Source organism: Streptomyces sp. NBC_01264 (assembly GCF_026340675.1).
Taxonomy (GTDB): Bacteria; Actinomycetota; Actinomycetes; order Streptomycetales; family Streptomycetaceae; genus Streptomyces.
Map to the genome: position 1 here is coordinate 1,541,916 of NZ_JAPEOX010000002.1, position 15,224 is coordinate 1,557,139.

Consider the following 15,224-nt stretch of genomic DNA (forward strand, 5'->3'; position numbering starts at 1 on the left):
TGGCGGCCTGAAACGCCCCCACGAACATGAGCAGCGCAGCAACGATTACCACTCCGACCCCTGATATCCACCTCGAAGTCCAGAACTTTCCGTGACCCATGTGTGCCCTCTTTGCCTGTCGTGCGTGCGATGCGCATCGCAAGACTTTTCTACAGACGCCAAGGAAAAGTAGCCAGACCTTGTTTCGCCTGGTATTGCGAGCACCAGGATGGGCGATCGGTCGGTGCCCGGCCGACGGCGGCGAAGGAGCCGGCCCCGGCGCATGCGGGTGCCGGTGGTCGACGAGACCTGCTGCGCCGGCGCCCTGGACGGGGTGCTCCCCTGCCAGATCAGGGTGCCGACCGCGTGGGCCACCGGAGCCGGGCGAGCCTTGATCCGCCGAAGGCGGTACCCGCCCAAGGAGTGGAGCGGGGCGAGGATCTCCCCGGCCCTACCGGCCTGCCGCAGGGGCAGGTGTGGGCGGCCGCCGAGGCCTTTCTACGAATCAGCCCCGCCCAGCTCTTCGAGTCGCGCGAGACGATTTCGTGTCTCATTGTCGAGCGGTATGTGCAGCACCATATGCGCATCGGTTCCCGCTTGGAGCCGCAGCCAGAGAATTTCCATGTGGAGCAAGCCGACGTGAGCATTGTGGATGTGCTTGACCCTGGGCTCTTGACCGAACACCTCGTGGTGTTCCCACAGTTCCCTGAACCTTGGCGACGCCTCTGCGAGGCGAGCGTGCAGTTCTTGCCATCCCGGCTCCGTCAGGTGTTCAGCCATCGCCGACCGAAACCTCGCCGCTGCCCCCCGAAGTGCGCGCGGCAGGTCGCCATCCGCAGCCTGCCAATCCTCATCTGTGAATACAAGCCACATGAAATTTCGGTCTTCGGCAGGCCTTTCATTCAAATCACAGTACAAGCGACTGTAGGTCGAATTGTATGCGATCATGTCATATCGGCTGTTCTGCACACACGCAGGTATCGGCGCGAGCTCGTCAAGCATGCGACGCACCGTGGGTGTGACAGGGGGCCGCGAAAGGTTCGGGGCCGGGTCCTGCATGCCTGCCAGTGAGAACAGATGCGCCCGCTCGATACCGTCGAGCCGGAGAGCCCTGGCAAGGGCGTCCATCACCTGTGCCGACGCCTGTATCTCACGCCCCTGCTCCAGCCACGTGTACCACGTCACCCCCACCGACGCGAGATGCGCGACCTCTTCGCGGCGAAGGCCCGGGGTTCGTCTACGCCCTCCCCGCACCAAGCCGACCTCCTCGGGGGCGATGCCCTCACGCCGACGGCGAAGAAAGGTGGCCAACTCGATCCGCCGGACGTCATGCGGGGGTCTGGCTGCGCACATACCTTCAGCATGCCCCAGCACCGCGCCAGCGCCAGTCGCCACCACCTGCTCCCCAGTGAGCCGAGCCCGCAGGCCGGCAGCAGGTACAAGGGCAGCACCCCGCAGGCGGCCGCCTGTCCGTGGAATCTTGACTGAATTTTCAGTCAATGACAGAGTTCTGGCCGTGGCCGCTCCCGGCCCGCCCCCTCATCTGACCCGGAGGCCCCTCGATGCACGACTCCCGCGACGACAGCCGTTCCCTCTTCGGGCGGCTCCTCGGCTCCTCCCCCTCCCGCAGGATCGTCCTGGGCGCCGCCGGACTCGGAGCGGCGGGCGTCGCGCTCGGGACCGCGGCCGCCGCGGTCCCGGGGGCGGTCCGGGCGCCGAGCGCGGGGGTGCAGCGCTGGCGGGTGGACATCGACGACGTCCCCCACACCCGTACCTGGATGTCCTGGCCCTCGCGCTCGTCCATCTGGGGCGGCCGTGCGCTGACCGGGGTCCAGGAGGACATCGCGCTGATCGCGAAGACGATCGCGCGCTACGAGCCCGTCACCATGTGCGCCCCGGACGCGTACACGGCCGCCACCGCCCGCTCCTGGTGCGGCCCGGGCGTGACCGTGACCACCTCCATCGGCACCGACGACCTCTGGATGCGCGACATCGCGCCCGTCTTCCGCCGGGACGGCCTCGGCGGCCTCGACGCGATCGGCCTGAACTTCAACGGCTGGGGCAACAAGCAGGCCCACTCCTACGACCGCCACGTCGCGGAGAGCGTCGCGTACGAAACCCATCTCCCCTTCAGCAAGACCGACTTCGTCGGCGAGGGCGGGTCGATCGAGACCGACGGTGACGGAACCGTCATGGCCACGGAGAGCAGCCTCGTCAACAAGAACAGGAACCCGGGCTGGAGCCGTGCCGAGGTCGAGGACGCCGTGCTGCACGCGTACGGGGCCGACAAGATGATCTGGGTGCCGGGCATCAAGGGCAAGGACATCACCGACGACCACATCGACGTCACCTCGCGCTTCATCCGTCCCGGTGTGGTCATGGTCCAGGTGCCTCCGGCGGGCCGGGACGACATCTGGGCGCGCGATGCCCGCGAGCAGTTCTCGATCCTCTCCGCGGCCACGGACGCCCGGGGCCGGCGGCTGACCGTCATCAAGGTCGACGGTCCCGACACCACCCGCTCGAAGAACCCCGACTTCGTCGACTCGTACATGAACTTCCACGTGGTCAACGGGGCCGTCATCACCGCCCAGTTCGGGGACTCCACGAAGGACGCGGCGGCGAAGCGGGCCCTGGCGGCCGCCTTCCCCGGCCGGACCGTGGTGCAGCTCGACGTCGACCGGCTGATGGCCGGAGGCGGCGGCATCCACTGCTCCACGATGGCCGAACCGCGCCCGTAGAACCCGCCGGTGCCGGTGCCGGCCGACACCGGCACCGGCATTACACCGAGACGGGCCGTCACGTGCTCAGTGCGGCCGAGGTGCTGCCCGGGGGCGGCGAGGGCTACGCGCCCACCACCCCGACGGTGCGGGTCGCCGTACGGAACACGTCGAGCGTGCCCATCAGCGTCACCTCGCACTTCCACTTCTTCGAGTCGAACCCGCGCCTCATCTTCGACCGCGCCGCCGCCTACGGCACCCGGCTCGCCGTACCGGCCGGCTCCTCGGTCCGCTTCGACGGCGGGGCCACCGTCGTGGTGGAGCTGCTGCCCATCGGCGGGGCGCGCGAGGCGGCCCTGGCCAAGGCCCGGGCCACGGGATACCTCACCTCGTACGAGGAAGAGGACCACGCGCAAAGACAGGAACAGGCATGAGCGGCAGCGTCTTCGACTCCGCGGGCTGCCACGGCCGCCCGGGCGCCGCCCCGGCGGACAGCACCGACCCGCACGACACATGGCCGTCCACGGCCCCCGGGCCGGCGACCGGATCCGGCTCGGCGAATCCGGGCTCATCGTCCGCGTGGAGTCCGATTCGCAGAAGCCCGGGGACGAGTTCCTGGCCGGGTTCGGCAAGACGGCACACGAAGGCCTGCACCTGAAGGCCGCCGCCGTCCGCGACACCTGCGACATCGTCATCGGCAACACCCTGGTCATCGACGCCGTCCTCGGCATCCGCAAGACCAGCATCGGCATCCGCGAAGGGCGCATCCACGCCTTGGGCCGGGCCGGCAACCCCGACACCCTCGACCGCGTCGACGTCGTGGTCGGCACGGGGACGACCATCGTCTCCGGCGAAGGCATGATCGTCACGGCGGGCGCCGTCGACACTCATGTCCACCTGCTCTCCCCGCGGATCATGGAGGCTTCCCTGGCCTCCGGGGTCACCACGATCATCGGGCAGGAGTTAGGCCCCGTCTGGGCGGTCGGCGTCAACTCGCCGTGGGCGCTGAAGCACGCCTTCAACGCCTTCGACGCCTGGCCCGTCAACATCGGCTTCCTGGCCCGCGGTTCCTCCTCGGACCCGGCCCCGCTGATCGAGGCCCTGGCCGAGGCCGGCGCGAGCGGCTTCAAGGTCCACGAGGACATGGGCGCGCACACCCGAGCCCTGGACACCGCCCTGCGGGTGGCCGAGGAACACGACGTACAAGTCGCCCTGCACACGGACGGGTTGAACGAGTGCCTCTCCGCCTAGGACACCCTGCGAGTGCTGGACGGCCGGACCATCCACGCCTTCCACATCGAGGGCTGCGGCGGCGGACACGTCCCCAACGACCTGAAGATGGCGGGCGTCGGGAACGTCATCGGCTCCTCGACGAACCCCACCCTGCCCTTCGGCCGCGACGCCCTGGGCGGGCACTTCGGCATGATCGTCTCGGCTCACGACCTGAAGGTCGACCTGCCCGGCGACGCCTCCATGGCCCGCGACCGGATCCGCGCCGGGACGACGGGGGCCGAGGACCTCCTGCACGACCTCGGGGTCATCGGCATCACCCCTCCGACGCCCAGGGCATGGGCCGCGCGGGCGAGAACGTACGCCGCACCTTCGCCATGGCCGGAAAGATGAAGGCCGAGCTGGGCCCGCTGGACGGCGAGGGCCCCTACGGCACCGCGGAGAGCGGCGACGACAACGAGCGCGTCCTGCGCTACATGGCCAAGCTGACCATCAACCCGGCGATCGCCCACGGCCTGGCCCACGAGGTCGGCTCCATCGAGGTCGGCAAGCTCGCGGACCTGGTGCTGTGGTGGCCGGAGTACTTCGGCGCCAAGCCCCAACTGGTACTGAAGGGCGACTTCCCGGCGTACGGGGTCACCGGCGCCGCCGCGTGGCGGTGCGCGGGACCCGGGGCATCGGGTCGAAGCACATGCTCCGCAACAGCCGTACGGGCAGCGTCGACGTCCACCCCGGCACGGGACTGGTGTCGCTCGACGGGGAGCCCCTGGTCTCCGAGCCGGCCGACTCCATCTCGCTGGGCCGGCTCTACTTCCTCTAGGCCGTCCAGTCCCTCTAGGCCGTCTCCACCGGGGCGGGCGTGCGGAAGTCCAGCATGCAGAACACCTTGTCGTAGCGGCGTTCGCCGACGGCGACGAAGCGGGGCAGCCGCCCGTACTCGGTGAAGCCCAGGGAGGCGTAGAGCCGCAGGGCCCGGGTGTTGTCGCCCCGCGCGTCCAGCGTGAGGACCTCGATCCCTGCCCGGCGGGCGTCCTCGACGAGGGCGGCGGTCAGCGCCCAGCCGAGCCCGAGCCCGTGGGCCCCGGCGGCGACGGCGAGCTTCTCCAGGTCGGCGTGCGGCCGGTGGGTCGGGCGGGCGTAGCGCTGCCAGTAGCCGAGCCCGACGAGCCGGTCCCCGAGGTAGGCGCCGCGCAGGGCCGCGTCCCCGGCCCGTACGGCGTCGACGACAGCGTCGAGCAGCCGTGCCACCTCGTCCGCCCCGGGCGGTTCGACCCAGCCCAGCGCGGCTCCCCCGGCCACGAGCTCGGCCAGGATCCTGTGCGCCTCCCCGGCGAACCGGGCCGCCCGCCACGGGTCGGACACCAGCTCCAGGACGTCCATGACCACCGCTTCGGCGGCCGCGCCGCCCGTTTCCCGATCCATGACCGCAGCCTAGGCCGCCAGCTCCCCGTCGATCGCGTCGGCCATCAGCCGCCGCGCGTGGTCCAGGGGCAGCGAGCCGCTCAGCCACCGGACGCTGAGGCCTTCGAGGAGGGCCGTCAGGCGCTCGGCGGCGGCCGCGTGCTCGGGGGCCGTGCCGGTGGGGCGGGCCTGGGCGAGGAGGTAGGAGATCTCGTGGACCCAGCTGTGCGTGGCCTTGGCCACGTCCTCGCGCAGGTCGGGATCGAAAACGGCGCTGGCCCTCAGCTCGCCCCAGGCGGTGCTGTTCTCCCGTACCTCCGGGGTCTCCTGGAGTTCGAGGAGCAGGGTCCGCTTCAGTTCGTCGCGGGGGCTCTCCGGATCGTCCGAGCCGTCCTCGCGTTCGGCCGTGTAGCGATCGGCGCGGTCGCTGATGAACTCCAGCGTGCGGCGCAGGATCCCGGCGCGGTCGGTGAAGTGGTAGTAGATCAGCGAGGTGGACACGCCCGCTTCGGCGGCGAGCTCCCCCACCCGGAGCCCGCGCACGCCGCGTCGCGCGATCACTCGCGTGGCGGCTCTGAGTATTTCCGTTCGACGGTCTGACACGAAGGGTCACTCTACCCGTCGACTCCGTCACCTGGGGCTTTTCCTGACCGTAACATCAGGCACCCGTTTCCGGTGGTTCCGCCGTGATCATGCCGATTCAGGGCCCCTCCCGCACCGCGTTCGATACGCAGCGTGACCGATTCCGCATCAGCTTGGCCAGAACCATTGACTGAATTTTCAGTTCGTTGGAGGATGCGGGCACCTCTTACGAATACTGACTGAATTTTCAAACAGGAGTGGATCATGACGACTTTCCGTATGCCGGCCGAGTGGACGGACCACGAGGGTTGCCTGATGGCGTGGCCGACCCGGCAGGAGCTGTGGGGCGAGGTCTTCGACGAGGTGAAGGTCGAGTACGCCCACGTGGCCAACGCGATCGCCGCCTTCGAACCGGTCACCATGGTCGCCCTGCCCGGCAGCGGTGACGAGGCCCGCGCGCTGTGCGGCGAGGGCGTCGAGGTGATCGAGCTCCCGATCGACGACTCCTGGTTCCGGGATTCCGGGCCGATCTTCGTGCTCGGAGAGGACGGCCGGCGGGCGGGCGTGGACTTCCGCTTCAACGCCTGGGGCGGCAAGCACTTCCCCTACGACACCGACGACAAGATCGCCGCGGCCCTGCTGGCGCATCTGGAGGTGGACCGCGTCGACTCCCGGATGATCCTCGAAGGCGGCGCGATCACGGTCGACGGCGAGGGCACGCTGATCACCACCGAGCAGTGCCTGCTGCACCCGAACCGCAACCCGGACATGACCAAGGCGGAGATCGAGGCCGAGCTGATCGCCCGCCTCGGTGTCACCAAGGTGATCTGGCTGCCGTACGGCGGTCTGCTGGACACCGAGACCGACGGGCACGTCGACGGCGTCTGCGCCTTCGTCGCCCCCGCCACCGTCGTCGTCCAGCTCCCGAGCGACCCCGCGCACCCCGACTTCGAGCGCATGCGCGTCAACCGCGCCGTCCTGGAGGGGTCCACCGACGCCGCGGGCCGCCCCTTCACGATCATCGACCTGCCGCAGAGCAACCTCGTCGAGGTCGACGGCAAGGAGACCGAGGTCGGTTACCTGAACTTCTACATCGCCAACGGCGGGGTCGTCGTCCCGGTCGCCGGCACCAGCGAGGACGAGGGCGCGCTCGCCGTCATCGCGTCCGCGCTGCCCGGCCGCAAGGTCGTCGGAGTCCGCTCGCGCGTGATCGCGTACGGCGGTGGCGGCGTGCACTGCATCACCCAGCAGATCCCCGCGGCCGGCCGCACCGTCTGACCGGCTCGCCCCCTTCGCCGTGCCCGGGCCGGCGGCCCGCTCCCGAGCCTCCCCTCCTCGACCCGCTCGCCGCCTGCCCGTACCTCCCCGCCCCGCATGGAAGAGAGAGCACCGATGTCCAGATCCCTTCCCTGGTCCAGAGCCGCCAGGTCCGGCGGCCACACCGCCGCCGACGAAGCGGCCACCGTTCCCGCCGCCACCGGTCCCGTCTCCGCCGGCCGCCCGTCCGCCCTCCGCCGGTACGCGCCGCCCGTCGCCGCACTGGCCGCCCTCGGTCTGGTCGCCGCCTGTTCCGGCCCGCCCAAGGGCGGCGGGAGCGGGAAGGAAACGGCCTTCAAGCTGTCCGCCGGCACCCCCGCCGCCGCGGGCGGGATCGACTCGTTCACCTGGGCCGTGTACGCGGAACCGCCGACGCTGGACTACATCTCGGCCTTCGACTACCCGGCCAACACGATCCTGTCGAACGTCTGCGAAAGCCTGATGCGGTGGACCCCGCAGCTCACCATGGCTCCGGGGCTCGCCGAGAAGGCCACCCAGCCCAATGACCTGACCTGGGTCTACGACCTGCGCGCGGGCGTGCGCTTCCACGACGGCGGCACGATGACCGCCGACGACGTGGTCTTCAGCCTGGGCCGGCAGCTGGACCCGGAGAACGGGGCCGCCTGGAACAGCAACTTCTCCAACGTCGAGACCGTCACCAAGACCGGCCCGCTCCAGGTGACCGTCAAGCTGAAGCAGCCCGACTCGCAGTTCCCCCAGTACATGGCGACCGCCGCCGGCGTCGTGGCCTCCAAGGCCGGGGTCGAGAAGGCGGGCGAGGACTACGGCACCTCCGGCAGCCTGGACTGCACCGGCCCCTTCAAGCTGGGCACCTGGAACAAGGGCCAGTCGATCGAGCTCCAGCGCTTCGACGGCTACTGGGGCACCAAGGCCAAGTCCGCGAAGGCGGTCTTCACCTTCCTCACCGACCCCAACGCCCGTACGAACGCCCTGCTGAGCGGCGAGGCCGACGGCGGCTACCTGATCCCCACCGAGAGCTACGACCGGCTGCGCGCGAGCGGCGCCGGCACGCTCTACTTCGGCGAGGGCCTCAGCACCGTCAACGTCAACGTGACGAGCATGAAGGGCGCGCTCGGTGACGTCCGCGTCCGCCGGGCCCTGTCCCTGGCCCTGGACCGCCGCGGCTTCGTCAAGGCGGGCCTGGGCGGCGCGGGCACCGTCACCAGCGCGCTGACCACCAAGGCGATCTGGGCCGGCGCGCCCGCCGCCGTCCGCGCGTCCGCCTTCGACACCCTGCCCTCCCCCGATCAGAACATCGAGGCGGCCAAGCGGATGATCGAGGAGGCCGGCGCCACCGGCAAGACCCTGACCGTGGCCACCAGTTCCATCGGCCAGGACGTCTCGGTGCTGGCCACCGCGATCCAGGACGCCGGCACCAGGATCGGCCTGAAGATCCAGCTGAAGACCATCGCCCCCAACGCCTTCACCTCGCTGTTCACCGATCCCGCCGCGCGCGAGGGCATCGACATGTTCCCGGAGACGTACTACGACTCCATCACCGACCCGATGGACATGCTGAGCAACTTCCAGACCGGGGCCTACCAGAACTACGCCGGCTACAGCGACGAGTCCTACGACGCCCTGGCCGACAAGGCCCGCGCCGAGTACGACCCGGCCAAGCGCTTCTCGGCGGCCGCCGAACTCCAGAAGAAGGCCTCCGACCAGGTCCTGTGGATCCCGGTCGCCGAATGGCCGACCGCGGTCTTCCTGAACAAGCGGATCACCGGCGCCCCGACCACCATCTCCTACCTCTACTACCCGTGGGCCGCAGACGTCGGGGCGGCCGCGCGATGAGTTTCCTGCGCTTCGCCGTACGGCGGCTGGCCGAAATGGCCGCCACCCTGCTCGGCGCCTCCTTCGTGATCTTCGGCGCTCTGTACCTGGCTCCGGGCAATCCGGCGAGCTTCCTCCTGGGCGGCCGCTCGGCCTCCCAGGAGGCACTGCAGGCGATCAACGAGCACTACCACCTGGACGACCCCTTCGCGGTGCGGTACCTGAACTGGCTCGGCCAGGTGGTGCAGGGCGACTTCGGCCGCTCGATCACCTACCGCACCGACGTGTCGCGGCTGCTCGCGGACCGGCTGCCCAACACCCTGATGCTGATCTCGATGGCGCTCGCCCTGGTCCTCGTGTTCGGGCTGCTCCTGGGCTGGGTCGGCGCCGTCCGCGGCGGGAAGGCCGACTCCACGATCCTGGTGACGACCACCGTCGCCATCGGCACCCCGTCGTTCGTCGCGGCGGTCCTGCTGCAGGGCCTGTTCGCGGTACGGCTGGGCTGGTTCCCCACCGGCGGGGCCGGCGAAGGGTTCGCCTCGATGCTGTGGCACCTGACGCTGCCCGCCATCGCGCTGGCCCTCTACCTGATCGGCATGCTCGCCCGCGTCACCCGGGCCTCGATGCTGGAGGTCCTCGGCCAGGAGCACGTCACGGTCGCCCGCAGCCGCGGCGTGTCCGCGCGCCAGGTCATCCGGCGCCACGTCTTCCGCAACTCGCTGGGCACCGTGCTCACCACCGGCGGCCTCATCGTCTCCACCCTGCTGGTCTGCACCATCCTGGTGGAGTCCGCGTTCAGCGTGGGCGGCATCGGGCAGCTCCTCGAACTCTCCACCACCACCAAGGACTTCCCCACCGTGCAGGCCATCTCCCTCATCATGGTCGCGCTGTTCATGACGGTGAACCTCGTCGTCGACCTGCTCCATCCACTGGTCGACCCCCGGGTCACCCTCGGCCCCGCGAAGAAGGCCTCGTGAGCTCCGTCCTGGTGCGCCGGCCGGGCCTCGCCCGGCTCCGGACTCCCCGCGCCCCCCTCTCCCTGTTCTGTACGGGCTTCGTCGCCTTCGTCGTGCTCGTCGCGGTGCTCGCCCCCTGGATCGCGCCCTACGATCCCAACTCCGTCGACCTGGCCAACGCCCTCGCGGGCCCTTCGGCCGATCACCTCCTGGGCGTCGACGCCTCCGGGCGCGACACCTTCTCCCGGCTGGTCCTGGGCGCCCACACCTCGCTCCTCGGCCCGCTCGGCGTGGTCACCTTCTCCACCGTGGCCGGCGTGGCGATCGGCACCGCCGCCGCCTGGCGGGGCGGCTGGCTGGACTCGGTGCTCTCCCGCAGCACCGAGCTGGTCTTCGCCTTCCCCGGCATGCTGCTGGCCATCCTGATCGTCTCGGTCTACGGCGAGGGCCTGCTGGCCCCCGTCATTGCCCTGGCCATCGCCTACCTGCCCTACGTCAGCCGGCTGACCCGCTCCCTCGTGCTGGCCGAGCGCGCCCGCGCGTACGTGGAGGCGTACCAGGTGCAAGGACACTCCGGGGCGCAGATCTGCCTGCGCCACGTGGTCCCCGCCGTCATGCCCGTCGTCCTCGCGCAGTCCGCGATCAACTTCGGCTACGCCCTGATCGACCTGGCCGGCCTCGCCTTCCTCGGGCTGGGCGTACCGGCCCTGACCCCCGACTGGGGCCGCATGGTCTTCGACGGCAACGCAGCCATCCAGGCCGGCTATCCGCTCTCCGCGATCGTGCCGTGCGTGGCCATCATGCTGACCGTGGTCGCCTTCAACGTCGTCGGCGAGGCCTGGGCCGACAAGGTAGCCAGGAGGGCGCGATGAGCCAGATCAACACCCTTGAGATCGAGGGCCTGCGGCTGCACCTGCCGGGGGCCGTCCGGCCCGTCCTCGACGGCGTCGGGCTCGCCGTCGGCCCACGGGAGACCGTGGCCCTGGTCGGCGAGTCAGGTTCGGGCAAGAGCCTGACCTCGCGCAGCGTGCTGGGACTGCTCCCCGAAGGGGCCCGTACCGAAGGCGAGGTGCGGGTGGCCGGGGACGACGTGCTCACCATGTCGCCGGGCCAGTTGCGGGTGCTGCGCACCAGCACGGCGGCCATGATCTTCCAGGACCCCCGGGCGGCGGTCAATCCGATGCGCCGGGTCGGCGACTTCCTCACCGAGAGCCTGCGGCTGAACGCCAAGGCGTCCAAGGCGGCCGCCGAGGACCGGGCGGTGGCCATGCTGGAGGCCGTCGGCCTCACGGCGGGGGCGCTGCGCAAGTACCCCGGACAGCTGTCCGGCGGCATGCTGCAGCGGGTCGTGATCGCGGCCGCGCTGATGGGCGATCCCGCCCTGATCCTCGCCGACGAACCCACCACCGCACTGGACGTCAGCACCCAGGCCGAGGTGATCGGGCTCCTCGGCGAGCTGCGCGAACGCTTCGGAACGGGGCTGCTGTTCGTCACGCACGACCTCGGCCTCGCCGCCGCGATCAGCGACCGGGTGTACGTGATGTACGCGGGCCGGATCGTGGAATCGGGCCCGGCCGCCGAGCTGTTCGCCCGGCCCCGGCACCCGTACACGGCGGCCCTGCTGAACTCCACCCCGCGCCTCGACGCGCCCCGCGGGCGGCTCGCCGCGATCGAGGGGCGGCCGCCGAGCCTGCGGGAGGAGCTGAGCGGATGCCCCTTCGCCGCGCGCTGCGCGCTCGCGACCGACATCTGCACCCGGGAGGCGCCGGCCCTGCTCCCGGTGGCCGGCGAAGAGCACCGGCTCGCCTCCTGCCACCACGGCGAGCTGATCGCCGAGCAGGAGCGGGGACGGGAACCGGAACGGACGGGGACCCAGCGGAAGGAACTCCACCCATGATGACCGCCACTGGCACGAGCGCCGGCACCACCGCCGCCGCGACCAAGACCGTCCTGGAGGTCCTGGGCCTGCACCGGACCTACGGAAGCGTCCGGGCCGTGGACGACGTGTCGTTCCGGCTGGCCGAGGGCGGCTCCCTGGGCATCGTCGGCGAGTCCGGCTCGGGCAAGACGACCACGGCCCGCATCGTGGTCGGCCTGGAACACGCGGACGAGGGGCGGGTGTTGATCCACGGCCGCGACCGGGGCGACCACGCGCGCGGCAAGACGCGGCGGCTCGCCCGGGCCCGTGAGGTCCAGATGGTCTTCCAGGACCCCTTCCTGTCCCTGGACCCGCGCACCTCCGTGGGCGCGGCCCTGCGGGAGACCCTCGCCCTGCACTTCCCCGGCACCGACCACGCGCGCCGGATCACCGAACTGCTCGACCAGGTCGGCCTCGGTTCCCGCGAGGCGGACGCACTGCCCCGGCAGCTGTCGGGAGGGCAGCGCCAGCGCGTGGCCATCGCCCGTGCGCTGGCGGTCGAGCCGGCCGTCCTCGTCCTCGACGAAGCGGTGGCCGCCCTGGACGTCTCGGTGCAGGCCCAGATCCTGAACCTGCTCTTCGACATCCGCGAACAGACCGGCATCGGCTACCTGTTCATCACCCATGACCTCGGCGTCGTGCGCTGCGTGACCGATGACGTGATCGTCATGCGGAGCGGCCGGATCGTCGAGTCGGGCCCGACACAGGAGGTCCTCGCCGACCCCCAACACCCTTATACGCGCCTGCTCCTGGAGTCCGTACCCCGCCCGGGGTGGGACCCCCGGGGGATCGCCGCCGCACGTCGCGCGCTGTAAGGGGGCCGTGGGGACGGCGGTTCCCACGGCCCGACGGTTCATCACCCAGCGGTTCATCACCCATCCAGGCAAGACTGATCGGAGATCAGAGATGAACGAGCACGTAGTAGGGAAGCTGGACAGACGAGGGTTCCTGGCCGCGGCGGGCCTCACCGCCGCGGGCGCCGCACTGGCGTCGGTGGGCGGGCAGGCCTTCGCGGCCGGCCGGCCGTCGGCCGCTGCCGCCGGGGCCTTCGCCGTACCGTGCGAGACCGTCCGGCACACCCGGACCTGGATGGCGTGGCCCGACCGGACCTCCATCTGGGGCAACAAGCTCGCGGGGGTTCAGGCCAACATCGCACTCATCGCGAAGACCATTGCGAAGTACGAACCGGTCGTGATGCTCGCCAACCCCGCGAGCCTCTCCAAGGCGAAGAGCGCCTGCGGGACGTCGGTCACCGTCATCAGCTCGATCCCCGTCGACGACTGCTGGATCCGTGACACCGGCCCGGTGTTCCGCACCAACGGGGCGGGCGGCCTGGACGCGTTCGGCACCAACTTCAACGGCTGGGGCAACAAGCAGAGCCACGCCAAGGACGCCCTGGTGGCGGGCCGTGTCGCCGCCTACGCCGGGGTGGCGTTCAGCACCACCTCGTTCGTCGGCGAGGGCGGCTCGGTGGAGACGGACGGCGCCGGCACGCTCATGGCCACGCGCAGCTCCCTCATCAACTCCAACCGCAACCCCAACAAGAGCCAGGCGCAGCTGGAGGCGGGCATGTGCGCCGCCTACGGCGCGTCCAAGGTGATCTGGTTCAAGGGCATCTCCGGCCAGGACATCACCGACGACCACGTCGACGCCACGTCCCGGTTCCTCGAAGCGGGCAGGGCCCTGGTCCAGATGCCGCTCGCGACCGACAACGACATCTGGGCCAAGGACGCGCGCGAGCAGTACCAGATCCTGTCCACCTCCACCAGCGCCCAGGGCGGCCCGATCGCGGTCACCAAGCTCCAGGGCCCCGACTACGACAAGATCCGCTCCACGAGCGCCGACTTCGTGGCCTCGTACGCCAATTACTACGTGTGCAACGGTGCGGTGATCTCCTCGCAGTTCGGTGACACCCGGGCCGACGCCGCGGCCAAGGCCACCCTCCAGCAGCTCTTCCCCGGCCGGGTCGTCGTACAGCTGAACACCGACAGCCTCGGCGCGGGCGGCGGTGGCATCCACTGCGTGACCCAGCAGCAGCCGGTCGCGTAGGTCCGGCGGGGCCGCGGTCCTACGGGGCCGCGGCCCTACGGGGCGACGTCGTCCCAGGCCATCGCGCTCATCCGCCAGCCGTCGGGGGTCCGGACGTACTGCGTGGTCTTGTGGCCGGTGCCCTCGAACCACGCTCCGTCGAGGTATCCGGACTTGCGGTACTCGCTGAACCGGTGCGCGATCGAACCGAAGATCTCGGTCCGCTCGGCGACCTCCCACTCCCGGAACTCCGTCAGCGTCCCGTCGGTGAGGATCTTCTCCCGCGGCTCGATGAAACCGTCGAGGTCGTAGATCACGGGCTCGGCCCCGACGTTCTTTATGATGATCCCCTGGGGGATGAACACCTCACGGACGGCGCCCAGATCCGGCCGCGCGCCGTCGGCGTTGGTGAAGGCGCCTAGGAACAGCCGCATCAGCTGGTCGAGTTCGGCCTTTACTTCGGACACGCACCCCTCCTGAGGAAGAAGATTCCGGCGCCCCGATCTTCACCCACCCCCGCCACCCGGGCAATGCCCGGCGACCCCCGGTCCGTGGAGGGCGCGGGCGCGGACCGGATCGACGGGCGGGTCCCCCGGAAGGTGCAGGAAGTGGTCGAGCTGCCAGGCCTGCGCGGCGGCGGCCGACCGGCTGGCGGTGCTCACCCAGGGCGGGTGGACGCGGAAGGCCCGCTTGCCGCCGGAGCCGTTCACCGAGAGGACCCCGTACCGGCGGAGCACGTCCTTGGGCAGGACGAACTGCCCGAACTCCCCGTGGCCGCGGCCGCGGGAGCTGACGACGAAGAGGTCGACGGCGTCGGCCACGTCGAAGGGCTGGATGGGCCCGTCCGGGGACCTCTTCCACACGGTGACGAACTGCCCCGTCCTGGTGGGTGTCGTCCTGGCCACGCGGAACTGGACGGCGAGTCCGTCGAGCGTGAAGGCGTGGGCGGCGTACTCGGCGCCCTCGGCCTCGGGAACCGGCCGCGAGCAGGCGAACCCGCAGGGGTCGTAGACGAGCTCCTTCGCCGCGCGGAGGTCTCCGTGGACCTGGGCCGCGTCCTGCCACTCAACCGGGCCGGTGGGGTGTCTGATCATGGGGCTACCTTGCCATGCGCTCTACTGGCGGAAAGAGGCGAACCGGCACACATACGGAGGTTCCGTGAGCAGCACACCCGCCCGTCCCGCCGCCCCCACGGGCTCGTACGCGCCGACCGAGCGGACGATCCCCGGCCGGATGCGCTGCACGGCTCGGTGGACTCCCGGCCGATGCGCCAGGCCGAGGCCGCCGCGGGCCGGCCCGAGG

General features: G+C 70.7%; 13 protein-coding genes and 2 pseudogenes. 10 read left to right on the forward strand and 5 right to left on the reverse strand.

What is annotated here, in order from left to right; genetic code table 11:
• Positions 1 to 477: 477 nt before the first annotated feature.
• Positions 478 to 1,332: a helix-turn-helix transcriptional regulator gene (locus OG435_RS39970; RefSeq protein WP_266886510.1), complete on the reverse strand. Its 855-nt coding sequence runs from the start codon at positions 1,330 to 1,332 to the stop codon at positions 478 to 480.
• Positions 1,333 to 1,541: 209 nt separating this feature from the next.
• On the opposite strand from OG435_RS39970, the gene OG435_RS39975 reads away from it, so the two are divergent.
• The 3 genes and pseudogenes from OG435_RS39975 to OG435_RS39985 all read left to right on the forward strand — a co-directional run bounded on the left by OG435_RS39975 (position 1,542) and on the right by OG435_RS39985 (position 4,746).
• Positions 1,542 to 2,717, forward strand: a complete 1,176-nt coding sequence (locus tag OG435_RS39975) for an agmatine deiminase family protein (protein ID WP_266884853.1) — start codon at positions 1,542 to 1,544, stop codon at positions 2,715 to 2,717.
• An 80-nt stretch (positions 2,718 to 2,797) separates the two neighbouring features.
• Positions 2,798 to 3,130 (forward strand): annotated as a pseudogene (locus tag OG435_RS39980) (urease subunit beta); the annotation flags it as partial.
• Between the two features lie 79 nt (positions 3,131 to 3,209).
• A pseudogene (locus tag OG435_RS39985) lies at positions 3,210 to 4,746 on the forward strand (urease subunit alpha).
• Positions 4,747 to 4,760: 14 nt separating this feature from the next.
• Here OG435_RS39985 and OG435_RS39990 read toward each other — a convergent pair.
• Together OG435_RS39990 and OG435_RS39995 are read right to left on the reverse strand one after the other, a co-directional pair.
• Positions 4,761 to 5,306, reverse strand: coding sequence for an N-acetyltransferase family protein (locus OG435_RS39990; RefSeq protein ID WP_430625849.1), 546 nt, complete (start codon positions 5,304 to 5,306; stop codon positions 4,761 to 4,763).
• 51 nt (positions 5,307 to 5,357) lie between these two features.
• Positions 5,358 to 5,930 carry a TetR/AcrR family transcriptional regulator gene (locus OG435_RS39995; RefSeq protein ID WP_266884855.1) on the reverse strand — a complete coding sequence of 191 codons (573 nt, stop codon included), beginning with the start codon at positions 5,928 to 5,930 and terminating at the stop codon, positions 5,358 to 5,360.
• A gap of 243 nt (positions 5,931 to 6,173) precedes the next feature.
• Here OG435_RS39995 and OG435_RS40000 point away from each other — a divergent pair, with 243 nt between their 5' ends.
• The 7 genes from OG435_RS40000 (at position 6,174) to OG435_RS40030 (ending at position 13,943) form a co-directional block, all read left to right on the forward strand.
• Positions 6,174 to 7,187 (forward strand): agmatine deiminase family protein, encoded by a 1,014-nt coding sequence (locus OG435_RS40000; RefSeq protein WP_266884857.1) that lies wholly within the window; start codon positions 6,174 to 6,176, stop codon positions 7,185 to 7,187.
• A gap of 114 nt (positions 7,188 to 7,301) precedes the next feature.
• Positions 7,302 to 9,041, forward strand: coding sequence for an ABC transporter substrate-binding protein (locus OG435_RS40005; RefSeq protein WP_266884859.1), 1,740 nt, complete (start codon positions 7,302 to 7,304; stop codon positions 9,039 to 9,041).
• On the forward strand, positions 9,038 to 9,997 hold the full coding sequence (locus OG435_RS40010) for an ABC transporter permease (RefSeq protein ID WP_266884861.1): 960 nt from the start codon (positions 9,038 to 9,040) through the stop codon (positions 9,995 to 9,997). Before OG435_RS40005 ends, OG435_RS40010 begins: the two co-directional genes overlap by 4 nt.
• On the forward strand, positions 9,994 to 10,848 hold the full coding sequence (locus tag OG435_RS40015) for an ABC transporter permease (RefSeq protein WP_266884863.1): 855 nt from the start codon (positions 9,994 to 9,996) through the stop codon (positions 10,846 to 10,848). The genes OG435_RS40010 and OG435_RS40015 overlap by 4 nt, the downstream gene beginning before the upstream one ends.
• Positions 10,845 to 11,873, forward strand: a complete 1,029-nt coding sequence (locus OG435_RS40020) for an ABC transporter ATP-binding protein (RefSeq protein WP_266884865.1) — start codon at positions 10,845 to 10,847, stop codon at positions 11,871 to 11,873. The genes OG435_RS40015 and OG435_RS40020 overlap by 4 nt, the downstream gene beginning before the upstream one ends.
• Positions 11,870 to 12,709 carry an ABC transporter ATP-binding protein gene (locus OG435_RS40025; RefSeq protein ID WP_266884867.1) on the forward strand — a complete coding sequence of 280 codons (840 nt, stop codon included), beginning with the start codon at positions 11,870 to 11,872 and terminating at the stop codon, positions 12,707 to 12,709. Before OG435_RS40020 ends, OG435_RS40025 begins: the two co-directional genes overlap by 4 nt.
• 91 nt (positions 12,710 to 12,800) lie before the next feature.
• Positions 12,801 to 13,943, forward strand: coding sequence for an agmatine deiminase family protein (locus OG435_RS40030; protein ID WP_266884869.1), 1,143 nt, complete (start codon positions 12,801 to 12,803; stop codon positions 13,941 to 13,943).
• Between the two features lie 35 nt (positions 13,944 to 13,978).
• On the opposite strand, the gene OG435_RS40035 is transcribed toward OG435_RS40030, so the two are convergent.
• Together OG435_RS40035 and OG435_RS40040 are read right to left on the reverse strand one after the other, a co-directional pair.
• Entirely contained in the window at positions 13,979 to 14,356 is a 378-nt protein-coding gene (locus tag OG435_RS40035; protein ID WP_323188029.1) for a DUF4440 domain-containing protein, read from the reverse strand.
• 72 nt (positions 14,357 to 14,428) lie between these two features.
• Positions 14,429 to 15,016 carry a MepB family protein gene (locus OG435_RS40040; protein ID WP_266884873.1) on the reverse strand — a complete coding sequence of 196 codons (588 nt, stop codon included), beginning with the start codon at positions 15,014 to 15,016 and terminating at the stop codon, positions 14,429 to 14,431.
• Positions 15,017 to 15,224: the final 208 nt, after the last annotated feature.